The organism is Brachybacterium sp. AG952 (assembly GCF_004362645.1).
Taxonomy (GTDB): domain Bacteria; phylum Actinomycetota; class Actinomycetes; order Actinomycetales; family Dermabacteraceae; genus Brachybacterium; species Brachybacterium conglomeratum.
In genome coordinates this window covers 868,145-883,504 of the sequence record NZ_SNXV01000001.1, presented here as the reverse complement: position 1 = coordinate 883,504, position 15,360 = coordinate 868,145, and the positions used below count along the sequence as shown (strand labels likewise).

At 65.8% G+C, this 15,360-nt stretch carries 13 protein-coding genes, 1 tRNA gene and 1 pseudogene; 9 read left to right on the top strand and 6 right to left on the bottom strand.

The window, feature by feature from the left end:
- Position 1: 1 nt before the first annotated feature.
- Entirely contained in the window at positions 2-853 is an 852-nt protein-coding gene (locus DEU31_RS03875) for a WXG100 family type VII secretion target (protein WP_133675886.1), read from the bottom strand.
- Between the two features lie 118 nt (positions 854-971).
- Between DEU31_RS03875 and DEU31_RS03870 the strand changes: the two genes are divergently transcribed.
- The gene (locus tag DEU31_RS03870) at positions 972-1,364 is read left to right on the top strand and encodes a hypothetical protein (protein ID WP_133675884.1); all 393 of its coding nucleotides are present in this window, start codon (positions 972-974) and stop codon (positions 1,362-1,364) included.
- 270 nt (positions 1,365-1,634) lie between these two features.
- Here DEU31_RS03870 and DEU31_RS03865 read toward each other — a convergent pair whose 3' ends face one another.
- Together DEU31_RS03865 and DEU31_RS03860 are read right to left on the bottom strand one after the other, a co-directional pair.
- The gene (locus DEU31_RS03865; RefSeq protein WP_010550429.1) at positions 1,635-2,066 is read right to left on the bottom strand and encodes an arsenate reductase ArsC; all 432 of its coding nucleotides are present in this window, start codon (positions 2,064-2,066) and stop codon (positions 1,635-1,637) included.
- Positions 2,067-2,092: 26 nt separating this feature from the next.
- Positions 2,093-2,458, bottom strand: coding sequence for a metalloregulator ArsR/SmtB family transcription factor (locus DEU31_RS03860; protein WP_010550430.1), 366 nt, complete (start codon positions 2,456-2,458; stop codon positions 2,093-2,095).
- Positions 2,459-2,539: 81 nt separating this feature from the next.
- Between DEU31_RS03860 and arsB the strand changes: the two genes are divergently transcribed.
- The 6 genes and pseudogenes from arsB to DEU31_RS03830 all read left to right on the top strand — a co-directional run bounded on the left by arsB (position 2,540) and on the right by DEU31_RS03830 (position 9,746).
- Positions 2,540-3,631 carry an ACR3 family arsenite efflux transporter gene (arsB, locus tag DEU31_RS03855; RefSeq protein WP_126988880.1) on the top strand — a complete coding sequence of 364 codons (1,092 nt, stop codon included), beginning with the start codon at positions 2,540-2,542 and terminating at the stop codon, positions 3,629-3,631.
- 23 nt (positions 3,632-3,654) lie between these two features.
- Positions 3,655-4,083: a low molecular weight phosphatase family protein gene (locus DEU31_RS03850; protein ID WP_133675882.1), complete on the top strand. Its 429-nt coding sequence runs from the start codon at positions 3,655-3,657 to the stop codon at positions 4,081-4,083.
- Positions 4,084-4,767: 684 nt separating this feature from the next.
- The gene (locus tag DEU31_RS03845; protein WP_133675880.1) at positions 4,768-6,375 is read left to right on the top strand and encodes a DUF262 domain-containing protein; all 1,608 of its coding nucleotides are present in this window, start codon (positions 4,768-4,770) and stop codon (positions 6,373-6,375) included.
- Positions 6,368-7,219 carry a PIN-like domain-containing protein gene (locus DEU31_RS03840; protein ID WP_133675878.1) on the top strand — a complete coding sequence of 284 codons (852 nt, stop codon included), beginning with the start codon at positions 6,368-6,370 and terminating at the stop codon, positions 7,217-7,219. Before DEU31_RS03845 ends, DEU31_RS03840 begins: the two co-directional genes overlap by 8 nt.
- 184 nt (positions 7,220-7,403) lie before the next feature.
- Positions 7,404-8,653 (top strand): annotated as a pseudogene (locus DEU31_RS03835) (IS256 family transposase).
- 79 nt (positions 8,654-8,732) lie between these two features.
- Positions 8,733-9,746 (top strand): hypothetical protein, encoded by a 1,014-nt coding sequence (locus DEU31_RS03830; protein ID WP_133675876.1) that lies wholly within the window; start codon positions 8,733-8,735, stop codon positions 9,744-9,746.
- Positions 9,747-9,929: 183 nt separating this feature from the next.
- Here DEU31_RS03830 and DEU31_RS03825 read toward each other — a convergent pair.
- The 3 genes from DEU31_RS03825 to DEU31_RS03815 all read right to left on the bottom strand — a co-directional run bounded on the left by DEU31_RS03825 (position 9,930) and on the right by DEU31_RS03815 (position 12,910).
- Positions 9,930-10,002 (bottom strand) — tRNA-Lys (locus DEU31_RS03825).
- A 26-nt stretch (positions 10,003-10,028) separates the two neighbouring features.
- A complete protein-coding gene (locus DEU31_RS03820) occupies positions 10,029-11,216 on the bottom strand; it encodes an acyltransferase (RefSeq protein ID WP_166649376.1) in 1,188 nt (395 codons plus the stop codon).
- A 185-nt stretch (positions 11,217-11,401) separates the two neighbouring features.
- Positions 11,402-12,910, bottom strand: a complete 1,509-nt coding sequence (locus DEU31_RS03815; protein WP_133675873.1) for an alanine/glycine:cation symporter family protein — start codon at positions 12,908-12,910, stop codon at positions 11,402-11,404.
- Between the two features lie 333 nt (positions 12,911-13,243).
- On the opposite strand from DEU31_RS03815, the gene ectA reads away from it, so the two are divergent.
- Together ectA and ectB are read left to right on the top strand one after the other, a co-directional pair.
- The gene (gene ectA, locus DEU31_RS03810) at positions 13,244-13,795 is read left to right on the top strand and encodes a diaminobutyrate acetyltransferase (RefSeq protein ID WP_133675871.1); all 552 of its coding nucleotides are present in this window, start codon (positions 13,244-13,246) and stop codon (positions 13,793-13,795) included.
- A 94-nt stretch (positions 13,796-13,889) separates the two neighbouring features.
- Positions 13,890-15,212 (top strand): diaminobutyrate--2-oxoglutarate transaminase, encoded by a 1,323-nt coding sequence (ectB, locus tag DEU31_RS03805; protein ID WP_133675869.1) that lies wholly within the window; start codon positions 13,890-13,892, stop codon positions 15,210-15,212.
- The last annotated feature ends 148 nt before the right edge of the window (positions 15,213-15,360 follow it).

The following is a 15,360-nucleotide window of genomic DNA, read 5'->3' as shown; positions in this document are numbered from 1 at the left end:
CTCAGTCGAGCAGCGCATCGACGCCCCAGTTCGCGAGGCCGCCGCCGGCCCAGCCGCCGATCATACCGCCGACCACGCCTCCGATCACCGTGCCGACGCCCGGGACGACGCTGCCGATCGCCGCCCCCGCGGCAGCTCCACCCATGGCTCCGCCCATGTTGGCACCGCCGTCCAGGAGGGCCCGGCCCCATCGCTCGCCGTCGCTGAGGCTCGGATCCGATGCGTCGGCCTCCCAACGATCCCACCCTGCTGCGACTCCCCCGACGACGTCGCCGATAGGGCCCGCGACCTCGCCGGCGACGCGGAACATGTCCGCGTTCTTGAGGAATGGGACCAGGGCATCCTCGCCGCCTCGGGCGAAGATGTCCGCCGCCCGGGTCTCGTACAGATAGCTCGGGAGACGTTCGCCGAGCGCGTCGAGCCCGGTCCCCAGCGCCCCGATCCCCTGACCGAGCGCGTCCTCCCAATCGTTGGGCAGGAACGCGCCCGGGAACGAGGGGAGCCCCCCGGAGTCATCGCCCGCGGCCTCGCCCCCGGCTCCGCGTCCGGCGGGCACCGACTCGCTGTCTCCGGAGGCCGTGTCCTGCTCCTCGATGTGATCCCGCAGCTCCATGCGCATCGTCTCGAGGCGGTCGAGCGCCGAGGTGATGGCACCACCGCGCAGGGACTCCCAGGTGGAGGAGAAGGCCGAGGCATCCGGGCCGCGCCAGAAGCCGTCGAGCCCGGCGATGACCCCGGCGAGCTCGTCGATCCGTGACGCGATCCTCTCCCGGTCGGTGCCCAGCAGCTCGCCGAAGGCCTCGGTCTCCGCCGTGTCCATCCCGTAGAAGCCCACGTGCTCGTTCCTCCGCATCTCGTCGTGATCGCCCCCAGCATTCTGCCCGTGCCCGACATCGGCAATGGGGAGGACTCCCCATCCGCATCGCGTCCGCGATTGCGGACCCTCTCCGGACGGCTGGCAGACTGCTGGGGTGATCCCCTACCTGCTGCTCGCTCTCGCTGCCGTGATGATCGCGCTGGCGATCGTCGTGTACGTGATCTGGCGGAGGCTCGGCCGCAGCGCGACAGCGCGACGCTGGATGGGGGACGGGATGTTCCCTCGCACGTCCCAGGAGCGCATGACGGTGCTGGGCTGGCCCGCCCTCGCGGGCCTCTGCCTGTGCTTCGCCCTGGCGGCTCTCCCCGTCGCCGACGGTCTCCTCCGGATCCCGGCGGCCCTGCTGTCGATCCCGCTGTTCCTCGCACTGCTCATCACGCAGATCTCGGCAATCCCGCTGCCGGAGGGGATGTACCCGCACTGGGCGCGGGAGCTGCGTCGTGAGCGCCGGGAGAACCGCGCGAAGCACGGGCTCCACCGGGTCTGAGGGCGTTCGTGGCCGACGTCGATGTCACGTTTCCCCGTTGGTGGGCCCGGTGGGGATCGTACCCACGGCTAGCGGATTGAAAGTCCGCCAGAGCACCGGCCGCAGAGCGTGTACAAGCAGGTCAGAGGGCTCGTACTGCTACCCGAAGCGCGACGGACACCATCGCGTCGCTGTCAGCGTTGCTGTCAAGAGGTGTTCGAGACGAGTCGGCATCCGTTCCTTGGGGATGGCGTCCCCAGAAGCCCTAGTCACACGTGCGCTCGGCTTCCCTCAACCTTGGACTGGAATGTCGAGTGGCTCGCGGGACAGCAAGCTGCCGATGAGCTCCTCGATGCGGGTACGGATCTCGTCGCGCACCGCGCGGACTTCCGCGACGCCCTTGCCGGCTGGGTCCTCGAGTTTCCAGTCCTCGTACCGCTTGCCGGGGTAGTAGGGGCAGGCGTCGCCGCATCCCATGGTGATGACCACATCGGAGGCCTGGACGGATTCGGGGGTGAGGATCTTCGGCTTCTGGTGGGAGATCTCGATGCCGACCTCCGCCATGGCCTCCACCGCTGCGGGGTTGATCGAGTCGGCGGGCGCAGACCCGGCGGAGCGGACCTCGATGCGGTCCCCGGCGAGCTCTCTCAGCCACCCGGCTGCCATCTGGGATCGACCGGCGTTGTGGACACAGACGAACAAGACGCTGAGGCGAGCGGTCATGGGAGCCTCCCGGCCGGGGGTGAGGCTCAGGCGATGTCGAGGAACGCGCGGAGTTCGGCAAAGGCTGACGGGACGACGGAGTAGTGGGCCCAGCGGCCCTTCTGCTCGCGCGTGAGCAGGCCGGCGTCGACGAGCTTCTTCATGTGGTGGCTGACGGTGGGCTGACTGATGCCGAGCGGCTCGGTGAGATCGCACGCGCAGACCGACTCACAGCCCTGGGCGGCGACGTGGGAGAGGAGCCGGAGCCGCGTGGGGTCGGACAGCGCCTTCAGCAGGGAGGCGATCCGCTCGGCGTCGACGGTGTCGACCGGACCTGCGGACAGCGTGCAGCACTCCTCAGAGCCGGTCCTCGCCGCGAGTCCGGTGGCCGTGGCGTCGGTCCTCGTGGTCATGCCCTCACCTTACATTGACAGTCATCGATGTGGAACATAGCGTACTCATCGATAACCGTCGATGGAAGGTGTCTGGGCCTGATGAGCACGACCACCAAGGATGTGGAGCAGCCGCGCGTGATGAAGGAGATGTCCTTCCTCGATCGCTGGCTCCCGGTATGGATCCTGGCCGCCATGGCCGTGGGACTCCTGCTGGGGCGGTTCGTCCCCGGCCTGAACACCGCGCTGGAGGCGGTGAAGATCGGGTCTGTGTCCCTGCCCATCGCGATCGGGCTGCTGGTGATGATGTACCCGGTCCTGGCGAAGGTCCGCTACGACGAGACCCGGCGCATCGGCGCGGACCGACGCCTGCTGGTGACCTCGCTGGTGCTGAACTGGATCGTCGGACCGGCCCTCATGTTCGGCCTCGCGTGGATCTTCCTTGCCGACCTGCCGGAGTACCGGACCGGCCTGATCATCGTGGGCCTCGCGCGCTGCATCGCGATGGTGCTCATCTGGAACGACCTCGCCTGCGGTGACCGCGAAGCTGCCGCCGTACTGGTCGCGATCAACTCCGTCTTCCAGGTGATCGCCTTCGGTGCCCTGGGCTGGTTCTACCTCCAGGCGCTGCCGTCGTGGCTGGGGCTGCCGACCACGTCGGCCGAGTTCTCGATCGGCGCGATCGTCCTCAGCGTGCTGATCTTCCTCGGGATCCCCCTGGTCGCCGGGTTCCTGACCCGCGTCCTCGGGGAGAAGGCGAAGGGTCGGGCCTGGTACGAGGAGCGGTTCCTCCCGAAGATCGGCCCGTGGGCGCTGTACGGGCTGCTGTTCACCATCGTGCTGCTGTTCGCTCTCCAAGGCGACGCGATCCTCTCCGCCCCGGGAGACGTGGCCCGCATCGCTCTGCCGCTGCTGGTCTACTTCGTGGTCATGTTCCTGGGGTCCTTCCTGCTCGGACGGGCGATCGGCCTGAATTACGCCAAGTCCACGACCGTCGCGTTCACCGCCTCGGGCAACAACTTCGAGCTCGCCATCGCCGTCGCCATCGGCACCTTCGGCGTCACCTCCGGCCAGGCCCTCGCCGGTGTCGTCGGCCCCCTGATCGAGGTCCCGGTCCTCGTCGCCCTCGTCTACGTCGCTCTCGCGATGGGCCGCCGGCTCTTCCCCGGCGACGCGACCGTTCCCACCCGATGACCCAGCAGAGAGATCGAGTCACCATGACCGCGAAACGCCCCGCAGTCCTGTTCGTGTGCGTGAAGAACGGCGGCAAGTCCCAGATGGCAGCCGCCCTCATGCGCCATCACGCCGGAGATGCCGTCGAGGTGCACTCCGCGGGCACCCGCCCCGGCACCGCCATCAATGCCCAGTCCGCGGAGGCGATCGCCGAGGTCGGCGCGGACATGTCCTCCGCCGTCCCACAGCCGGTCACCTCCGAACTGCTGCGCAGCGTCGACCACGTGATCGTCATCGGCGGCGAAGCCGTCATCGAACCCGTCGAGAGAATGACCGCGCCGGTCACCACCTGGCACACCGATGAGCCCTCCCAGCGGGGCATCGAAGGAATGGAGCGCATGCGCCTGGTGCGGGACGACATCGACGCCCGCGTCCGTGCACTCCTGAACGATCTCGCCCCTACCGCGAACTGACCTCGCCCGCAGCGACACGGCCCGACCTCGCCACCGCATCGAACTCGCCTCCCTGGTCGTCATCGACCCTGGTCCCATCGGCCCGGCCGCTGCCGCCCACCTCTGAGAACGCGGCTCTCGGCTCCTCGCCCCGGATGCCGGACCCGTCAACAGAGCGGCGCCTACCAGCGCCTCCGCCTGGGCACTCGCGCAGGCGAGACCGCGCTTCGACACCGATGGGTCGCCGACATGGTTCTCGCACCGTGTACACCCTGCTCGTCCCGCGGACGCAGCCGGCAGGCACTCCCCGCCATACGGGCCGGGTGTGCGACCAAGTTCCCGTCGACTCCCCACAGGACGCGGCCATGTCGCCGACGACAGGCTTCGACCAGGGTGGGCCCGGAGGGGATCGAACCCTCGACCCGCGGATTAAAAGTCCGTCCGAACACGAGCGAACCTGCAAGTTTCTGCAGATCAGGGCGCTCGCTCTGCTGAAGCGAGACCGACCAACGCCATCACGTTGCTGTCAGCGTTGCTGTCAGACACGATCAGGCGAGATCACTCATGGCCCTGCCAACCCCTGCCTCCGCCGGCCTGATTGAACCCGATCAAGCTCCGCACAACCCCACGGACTGAAGATTCAGCCAACCAGAAGATCCCGACGGCCGCTACGTCCGCGCGCCGCGACCTAGGTATCATCAGCGTATGGACACACCTCTCGATGCCGCATCGACGACTGCCGGAGCACTGTTTTCGGGTAGCACTTTCAGGGTCCCTCAATTTCAGCGAGAATACGCCTGGAAGAAGGATGAGGTGGAAGAGTTCTTTGGAGATTTGGCGAAATCAATCCACGAAGACTCCTATTTCCTAGGATTGATCATCGTCACAGGAGAGGGCGCGCGAAAGGATATTGTCGACGGGCAGCAGCGAATACTAACGATCACGCTCCTGGCGTCCATTTTATATCACGAAGCGCTTAGGTATGACCGAAAAGCATTGGCGGATCGGCTGCGCGCAAACTTCCTTGTCTCCATCGACTTTCAAACAGATCAAGAACACCCCCGGGTTACATTATCCAGCGAGCCGGATGATGAGGCATTGCAAAAGATAATTGCAGGAGGTCACGTCACAAATAGCGCGGGAGACGAGTCGACCAGCTCACTTCTTGCGGCAGCCTACGACGCGCTGAGCAGAAGCCTCCAGGAAGACCTTCGGGCTGACCCATTCAAGCGCCTTGGGATCTGGGCGGACTTCATTACCAATCACCTGTATCTGGCCCGATTTGTTCATCCGGACCCTGGTTCCGCTTACAGGGTTTTCGAGGTGATCAACACCCGCGGGAAAGAGCTAACGACCGCTGACCTCCTGAAGAGCTACGTACTAAGCCAGACTCCAGCTAACTACCGAACTGAACGCTACGCGCAGTGGAGCGCCATTGCCGGAGCTTTTGGCATAGAGAATCAAACATCACTCGTCCAGTTCATTAGACACGCGGTTTCGACAACGCACGGCCATGTGCTGCCTCGAGATTTATACGATGTCCTCACCGCACGGGCGGGGTCGGCGGAGACGCCAGTCAGTCCTAGCGACCTCATGGATCTCCTCAACCAGACTTTGCCTCTTTATCGCCAAATGATGGATCCAACAGCAGACGGGCCAGCCTCTGAAACGCAGCTAGGAGTATTTTCCGTACTCAACAGATTGGGTATTGTCTCCGTCCGACCAATACTTCTCGCCATGGCGTCAAATCCCAACAGCGATACCGGCGCGCTCGACCTACTTCGCCTGGTGGTCCGGCGTATCGTAGTGGGGAGCCTTGGAACCGGCAATGTCGAGAGACGCTTCGGGCACACTGCGCGACGGATCAAATCAGAAGGCCACTGGGAGCCAGCCCTTCGGGATCTAGGCGATTTAAGTCCGGACCGGAGCGACTTTGCCGAGCGCGTCCATCACCGATCAATGAACAAAAGCACCCTTGCAGTAATACGCGAATCGGCGCTGGAAAGCACAATAACCCCCGCCGGCAATGGAAACCTATTCTTCATCAAGCCGCGCAATGCTGACTGGTCGCACGTTGAAGAGGATCGCGTGGCATACTGGGTCTCGACAATCGGAAACTCATTCCTGGCGACTGAATCAAGGCGGCCCATGGGAAGCTCCTCTTGGGACGGCTTTATCAACTCCCTAGCGCCGTCAGGAATACCGAGTGAATGGACTGCAGACATCACGTCTTACCCATCATGGGACCTGGAGGCAATTGACAAAATCGGAGCCAGGATGAGCGATCGCGCCACCGAGGTTTGGTATGACTGAGCATGATATGCTCGACGGCAATCCAGCCTCGGAAATAGACCTCACATTTGAAGTTCTTAACCGTGACACTACATACTCGGTCATTGAGCATTTGGCGGACAGCCTCAGGAAAACCCAAGAAACGCCACAGGGCGCTTTATCAGACTTCAGCTTATCATCCCGAATCGCTATCGGGCTGGACACAAATGCACTGTTCAGGATAGGACTGAATGGCGCCAGCGGCGCTGACGCCGTCGATTATTTAGCGAGCGTTCACGATGCCCCACTAATTATACCGGGACAGGTTGTTCAGGAGGTGTGGAACAATGCTCTGTCCGCAGTGCAGCCGAACGCAAAGAGAATTAAGAAAGAAATCGAGGACCTCTCCAGTGAAGTCGAAAAGTTGGATCGAAGCCTCGGGCCGCATAGCGAAGAGCTAATTACCGCCGCGCACGCGTTTACCCAATGGCACGGGGACTGGATCGACGAGAATAACCAGAAGGCGTTCGTGGGAACCCTATCGAACCTCGCCGCCCGGGCTATTTCGAAATCTGTTCCGCGAGTTCGGTTTTCTAGGCTCGCCCAGATTCGGAATGACACCAAGACCCCTCCAGGCTTCGCCGACCCCGACTCGAATCACGGTGACTTTTTTGTCTGGGCAGATTTCCTTTATGCGTTAGCGTCGTCCGATCTGACAGATGTGCATGGTGTTCTTTTGATCACCGAAGATCAAAAACAAGACTGGTCTCGGACCGGCGTGGCGCACCCAGTGCTTTCTGCAGAAGTTGAGGCACTCACCGGGTTGCCTTTTGCCGTTTGTACGCTTAAGCAATTCTACACTCTTGTCAGGGAAGTGACTAAGTAGAGACCGTGTCGCTTCAGGTCAGCACTCTGCGACAGGATTGCCGATCGCTATTTGAATTACCTGGAGTTGAGTCCCCGATAGTGGTGTAGCGCGGTGGCTGCCGTGACCGTCCCGGACGGGGACGCGGCCACCGTGTGATCCTTCGAGTGAACCTTCCACAGCACTCTCGAACGGAGTCATCACGATGACCGCTCCCCACATTGTCGACCCTTCCGGCCTGCTCGGTGAAGCCCTGGCCGAAGCATCCCCGGATCTGATGCGCAGCCTGCTCCAAGACGTGATCAACACGCTGCTCTCCGCGGACGCTGATGCCGTTGCCGGCGCGGAGTACGGCCGGCCCAGCGCTAGCCGGTCTGCGCAGCGCAACGGCTACCGCCACCGCGACCTCGACACCCGCATCGGCACGATCGACGTCGCCGCTCCCAAGCTCCGCACCGGCACCTACTTCCCTGAGTGGCTGCTCGAGCGGCGCAAGCGCGCCGAGTCCGCCCTGATCACGGTCGTCGCGGACTGCTATCTCGCAGGTGTCTCCACCCGTCGCATGGATAAGCTCGTGAAGACTCTGGGCATCAACAGTCTTTCGAAGTCGCAGTTCAGCAGGATGGCGGAGTCGTTAGACGAGCACGTCGAGCAGTTCCGCCACCGCCCCCTGGACGAGGCCGGCCCCTTCACGTTCGTCTCTGCCGACGCCCTGACGATGAAGGTCCGTGAGGGTGGGCGCGTGATCAACGCCGTCGTCCTGCTCGCCACCGGCGTGAACGGAGACGGGCACCGCGAGGTCCTCGGAATGCGGGTGGCCACCTCCGAGACCGGCGCTGCGTGGAACGGCTTCTTCGCCGACCTCGTCGCCCGCGGCCTCGCCGGGGTCCGCCTGGTGACCTCCGATGCGCATGCGGGACTGGTCGAAGCGATCACTGCGCACCTGCCCGGGGCGGCCTGGCAGCGGTGCCGCACCCACTACGCCGCGAACCTCATGGCCGTGACGCCCAAGAGCATGTGGCCAGCGGTGAAAGCGATGCTGCACAGCGTCTATCACCAGCCCGACGCCGCCGCCGTGAACGCCCAGTTCGAGCGGTTGCTGGACTACGCCGGTGAGAAGCTCCCGGCGTGGCCGAACACCTCGACGCCGCTCGAGCAGATCTGCTCGCGTTCACCACGTTCCCCAAGGACGTATGGGTCCAGATCTGGTCGAACAACCCCACCGAACGGCTGAACAAGGAGATCCGTCGCCGCACGGACTCCGTCGGCATCTTCCCCACCCGCGAGGCGATCGTCCGCCTCGTCGGCGCAGTCCTAGCCGAACAGACCGACGAGTGGGCCGAAGGACGCCGCTACCTCGGACTCGACGTCCTCGCCCGCTGCCGCCTCAACCTCGTCCCCGACACCAACACCGAGGAGGTCACCACCAGCTCCCTACCCGCCCTGACCGCCTAACCCCTTCAGCGAAGGATCGCTACACCACTCCCAGGGACTTGACCCCTCACATCGCCCCTGCACGCAGCATAATGAGCGTATGGACTCGTCCCGTATCGCCTTAAACTACCTGCGACTTGTATACCCGCCCGTTTCAAGCTTTGAAGCAGAATACATAGCATCTGACAGTGAGGTGAAAGCTGTACTGGAAGACAGCAACTTCTATATGATCGCAAAGCGCCCGCAGATCTTCTTTGGCCATCCGGAGATCTCAAGTGATGATACCCTCCTAACACTCCCCCTGAAGATGACGCTGGACACAGGCGAGACTGTTGAGGATTGCGCCGAGATCAACCTGGACGAACTTCCATCCTCGTCCCCTCACGCCGATATTACCCTTTCCTTTGACGAGGGCCACAAGTTCTTTTCAATACACGAGGGGTCCGCAAGTGAAGTAGACGCGGATCGTGCACCACTTCTCGACTGGTTCACGACAGAGAAGCTACTCTTCGACCGATGGAGGAATAAGCCTGGAATCTCCGGGCTACACCATCTACGAAAATTTACCAACTATGAACTCCTGTACGTCGGCATCTCCAATGAAAACAACACTGGCGTCCGCTTGTTCAGCGGATCACACGAAGCTCGCCAGCGTATCCTAAATAACGAGTTCGCGATATATGGCGGCGGACGGATCTCTGAGGAGATCTACCTCTTCGCCTTCGATATCGAGCCAGTATCTGTGCGAACGCTCGCATTGACGGACCGCCTGACTGGGCACCCCGGCGGGCCCGACTTTCTTGAGAAAAAGAAGGTAATCGCCGATGCCGAGAAGGCCTTCATTGACCTACTGGGAGTCAAGTACAATCGTACAAAGTATGAAAATTACCCGAAAGGCAAAGACGGCCTCCACACATCCGGACTGTCAGGCTACATGTACCAGATTGCCGAAAGCATCACTCTTGTAGCGGAGAACTGCACTTTCCGTGGCGACAGAGATCTACTGACTGGATACCCGACGAACTGCGCAAACGCGCTCGTCATCCGAGACGAACTCACTACAGTTTTCGATCCCCCAGATAGCAATGAGGGCGACGACTGCTCGACTGACTGAAAGGGGGCCGCGCCCCCGAAGTCCGCGATTTGACGAATCACGGCCTGCACAAAGGTGCCGACTCGGCGTTCCTATCCACAACTTGCCACGCTGCACCCGCACAGCCGCGTTGCTGTCAAAGCTGCTGTCAACTCCGGCTCGAAGCACTTACCCTAGAGGAAACTTCTCCGGTCTGACCTGCGGTGGGCCCGGAGGGGATCGAACCCTCGACCCGCGGATTAAAAGTCCGATGCTCTGCCAACTGAGCTACAGGCCCGTGCCCGCCGAGCGGGCCTGCCCATCCTACCGGCGCGTGCAGGCAGGGGCGGCCTCGCCCACGGGGGCGGCGCCTGCCGCAGGCATCGCGTCGACGGCGCGATCCACGATGGGCTCGACGGCCTGCGAGATCGACTCGCCGGCTGCCGCAGCGGGCGCCTTCGAGGCCTTCCGCGCCGGGAACGCATAGAGGAAACCGGTGACTGGCCGCAGCAGCACCGCGAGCACGCAGACGCCGATGGTCACCGCGTAGTACAGCGCGAACGTCCCCGGCCCGGCGGGCAGGTCGATGTGCCGGCCGAGCAGCTCGATCACCGGCAGGTGCACCAGATACGGGACGATCGAGTTGCGGCCCAGCCACTCCACGGGGCGCAGCGCGTGCAGGCGCGGGAGCCGCTGGAGCACGCCCACTGCTCCCACCACGGCCAGCAGCACCACGACCTGGGTGAGCACGGGCACCCGCGGCTCCGCGTCGATCCGAGCGGCGTGCAGCGCCCAAGCCGCTGCGACGGCGAGCGCGGGGACCGTCACCGCCCAGGGCACCGACTGACGAGCCAGCAACGGACGCAGCGCGGCGCCCGCGAAGAAGAACACCGCATAGAACACGAACTTGTCCGGGCGCGGCCCGACCATGTCGTGCGCCGCCCCCAGCAGCGGCAGCGCCGTCCACGCCACCACCGAGGCGAGCGCCACCCATCCGGGATGGATCCGCCTCGTGACCAGCCCGATCACGTAGTAGCAGAACAGCGCGGCGAGGAACCAGGTGTACATCCCGTTCAGCCACCACAGCGGCTCGTCGGCGTGGCCCCAGCCGAGGATCGGCAGCATCACCGCGGACCACAGCAGCCACGGCCACAGCAGGCCGCGGAGCTTCCCGGCGAGGAAGCGGCCGGGCGGGCGGCTCAGGGAGCGGGCCAGCAGCAGACCGGAGGCGAACAGCAGCGCCGGCATCCGGAAGGGGGCCAGCGCCTCGGACAGCTCGACCATCGCCCAGGGCGTGCCGCCGTCCCAGATCTGCTGGACCAGGCGCAGGTGGTGCGCGATCACCAGCAGGATCGCCGTGCCCCGCAGGAGGTCCATCCAGTGCTGACGGGTCGGCTCGCCTGTCGGCGCCGCGGCGCTCGTCGTGCGCGCAGGGCCCGTCGCGGTCGCAGGGCTCGAGAGGGCCCTCTTCCCCGTCGCAGGGCTCGCGGTGCTGCTGGTACTGCTCGTCATCGCGGACGAGGCTACGAGCGCGCCGTGCCGAGAGCGTGCACGTCCTCGGCGCGGCGCGTGAAGACTCTGTGCCCATCGGGGCGAGCGCGACGAACCTCCGAGGCGGGGTCGACGCCCACCGAGGCAGGGTCGACGCCCTTCGGACATGGGGCGACGAGCCCGTCGGCCCGCCGCGATCCCGACCGTCAGCGGGCGGCAGCCTCCTCGCGGGCGTCCTGGTAGTCGCACACGTCCTCGTCGACCCAGACCTCGACGTTCTTGATCTCGGGCAGGTCGGAGGCGAGGAAGATCGGGTCCAGTCCCTGGGCGCGCTGGGCGTTGTAGTGCTTCAGCAGCTTCACCGCCGTGGGGGCCAGCAGAGCGATCACCACGAGGTTGATCAGCGCGATGAACACCATCGAGACGCCCGCGATGGTCCAGGCGAGGTCGACCGCGATCACGGAGCCCATCAGCACGAGCGCCACGACGGCGACGCCGAAGGCCACGTGCCAGCCCCGCTTCGAGGTCAGGAAGTGCATGTTCGCTTCGCCGTAGGAGAAGTTGCCCAGCACCGAGGTGAAGGCGAGCAGGAACATGATCGCCGCGAGCAGGATCGCGGCCCACGGCCCGAGGGTGCTCGAGAGCGACTCCTGAACCATCATCAGGCCCTCACCTCCGGTGGAGACGTCGGGGAAGGAGACCAGCACGATGAACGCGGTGATCGAGCAGATCAGCAGGGTGTCGAAGTAGACGCCGAGGGTCTGGACGAGACCCTGCTTGACCGGGTGGCTGACCGAGGCGGTCGCGGCGACGTTCGGGACCGAGCCCATGCCGGCCTCGTTCGAGAGCATGCCGCGCTGGACGCCGTTGACGATCACGGCGCCGATCCCGCCGCCGATCGCGGCCTGCGGGGAGACCGCCTCGGTGACGATCTGCGTGAGCACGCGGGGCAGCTCGCCCAGGTGCAGGCCGACGATGACGATGCCGATCAGCAGATAGAGACCCGCCATGATCGGGACCATGTTCTGGGCGACGGTCGCCACGCGGCGCATGCCGCCGAAGATGATTCCGGCGGTCAGCGCCGCGAGCAGGATCCCCAGCACAGGGGCGAGCCAGGGCAGGCCGTCGGGGTCGGTGTAGAGGGAGACCGCGCCGGTGACGGCGTCGACGATGGTGTTGGCCTGCAGCGAGGTGAAGGCGAAGGCGAAGCAGAAGATGAACAGCACCGCGAAGAAGGCGCCGAAGCCGCGCGAGCCGAGGCCGCGGTGGATGTAGAAGGCGGGGCCGCCCTTGTAGGTGTCATCCGCGCGAGTCTTCCACAGCTGGGCGAGGGTCGACTCGATGAAGCTCGCCGCGCCGGTGAGCACGCACATCACCCACATCCACAGCACCGCGCCGGGGCCGCCGAGGAAGATCGCACCGGCCACGCCGGAGATGTTGCCGGTTCCCACGCGGGCCGCGGCGGAGACGGAGAAGGCCTGGAAGGCGCTGAGGGACTTCGAGCGCTTCGCGTCGGTGGCGGGGTCCTCGACCTCCTCCTGCACCGGCTTCTGCGCGATCGCGGAGAGCATCGCGGGGATCATCCGCAGCTGGACCGCGCCGGTGCGGACGGTGAAGTAGAGGCCGAGGAGGATGACCACGGGCATCCCTGCCCAGGTCCACAGCCAGCCCTCGGCATTGCCGAGGAACTCGTTGAGGGATTCGAGGGGGTTCATGGGCTCGACGGTAGCGGGAGGGGCAGGCGCTCCCCGGGCTCTCCACCCGACGGGCCGGGCGCCGGAGTCCTCCATACCCCCGCGCGCGCGAGCCCTGCGTCCCAGAGCACGGACACGTGATGCACACCACTTCCACCCTCGCCCACCTCGGATCCGCTCGCCGACCTGCATGACAACACCGCAGGTCGCTACACATCGAACGGGGTTGTCGGACAATCCGTGGAGCGGACGCCAGATCGTCACGATTGCGTCACGACACACCGAGGGACCCCCTCCGCGCCCCGACCGGGGGGGTCCCGATCGTCGCGTCGCCGGGCTAGCGTGGACGGCGATATGGGCCCGTTGACGACGCACAGCGCAGACCACCCTTCACCCACCGATCAGGCCGAGGGAGACAGCCCCGGCCTTCAGATCCGGCCTCCGTCCCTGGCCGACGGCGCCGCCATGTGGCGCCTGGCCCGCGACAGCGGCACGCTCGATCTGAACACCTCCTACGCCTACCTCCTGCTGGCCCGCGACTTCGCGGCCACCTCCCGCCTCGCAGTGCGGGACGGGGAGGGCGTGGGCTTCGTGCTCGGGTACCTCCGTCCCGCCGCGCCCGAGACGCTCTTCGTCTGGCAGATCGCGGTGGACGCCTCCCAGCGCGGCAAGCAGGTCGCCGGCCGGATGCTCGACGCCCTGCTCAAGGACCTCCCGCAGGTGAGGCGGCTCGAGACCACCATCACGGAGGACAACACCGCCTCGCAGCGGCTCTTCGCCTCCTTCGCCCGCCGTCACGGCGCGAGCGAGGAGATCACCGAGCTGATCACCGAGGAGCACTTCCCGGACGCCGGCCACGGCGCGGAGCTGCTCCACACGATCGGCCCCCTGCACGCCGGGAGCTGAGCTCCCCACCCGTGCCCCACCACCGGGCAGGGGCGCCTCCGCGCGCCCTCCTGCCCTCCGCAGACCACTGCACCACCCCACCCGAGGAGATGGCATGACCACGACCGCCCCGACCGACACCACCGCGAAGCCCCAGCCGGCCGACCAGGCCGGCGCCCCTGTCGCCGACCCGACCGAGCTCGAGTCCGGCGTCCGCTCCTACTCCCGCGGCTGGCCCGCCGTGTTCACCCACGCCAAGGGCTCCGTGCTGACCTCCGAGGACGGCACGGAGTACATCGACTTCTTCGCCGGCGCCGGCACCCTGAACTACGGCCACAACCACCCCGAGCTCAAGAAGGTCGTCATCGACCACTACCTCGAGGACCGTGTGGTGCACGGCCTGGACATGTTCACCGACGTGCGCCGCGAGTTCCTGCAGACCTTCGACCAGAAGATCCTCAGGCCCCGCGGCCTGGACTACAAGGTCGCCTTCCCCGGCCCCGGCGGCACCAACGCGGTCGAGGCCGCGCTGAAGCTGGCCCGCAAGGTCACCGGGCGCGAGTCCGTCGTGAGCTTCACCAACGGCTTCCACGGCATGACCCTCGGCGCGCTGTCCGTCACCGGCAACTCGATGAAGCGCGGCGGCGCCGGCATCCCGCTGGTGCACTCGACCCCGATGCCCTTCGACGACTACTTCGGCCAGGTCGTCCCCGACTTCATGTACCTCGAGCGCCTGCTCACCGACGGCGGCTCCGGGCTGAACAAGCCCGCCGCCGTGATCGTCGAGACGGTGCAGGGCGAGGGCGGCATCAACGCCGCCCGCGCCGAGTGGCTGCGAGGCCTCGCGGACCTGTGCAAGGAGCACGAGATCCTGCTGATCGTCGACGACATCCAGATGGGCTGCGGCCGCACCGGCGGCTTCTTCAGCTTCGAGGAGGCCGGGATCGAGCCCGACATGGTCACCCTGTCGAAGTCGATCAGCGGCTACGGCCACCCGCTCGCGCTCACCCTGATCAAGCCCGAGCTGGACATCTGGGAGCCCGGCGAGCACAACGGCACCTTCCGCGGCTTCGGCCCCGCCTTCGCCACCGCCACCAAGGCCATCGAGCTGTTCTGGAGCGATGACGAGCTGCAGCGGTCCACCGAGGCCAAGGGCGCCTACGTCGAATCGCGCTTCAACCGGATCGCGGCCCGCCACGCCGACCACGAGCTCGTGGTCAAGGGCCGCGGTCTCGCCCGCGGCCTGCAGATGCCCTCCGGCGAGATCGCCGGCGCGATCGCCGCGCGCGCCTTCGAGGAGGGCCTGCTGGTGGAGACCTCCGGCCCCTCCGACGAGGTCGTGAAGCTGCTGCCCGCGCTCACCATCCCCGAGGAGCTGCTCGAGAAGGGCCTGGACATCATCGAGGCCGCCGTCGACGAGGCCCTCGCCACCGCCTGAGGCGCCACCGCCCGAGGCACCTCGAGCCCGAAGCGTCGGGCCCCGAGGGCCCGGAGTCCCCGACGACCCCGGGTCCGACGGCCCCGCGCCCGGCCGCCTCGGCCCCACTCCCCGTCGGCCCGTCGCCTCGCGCGTCGGGCCGACGCCC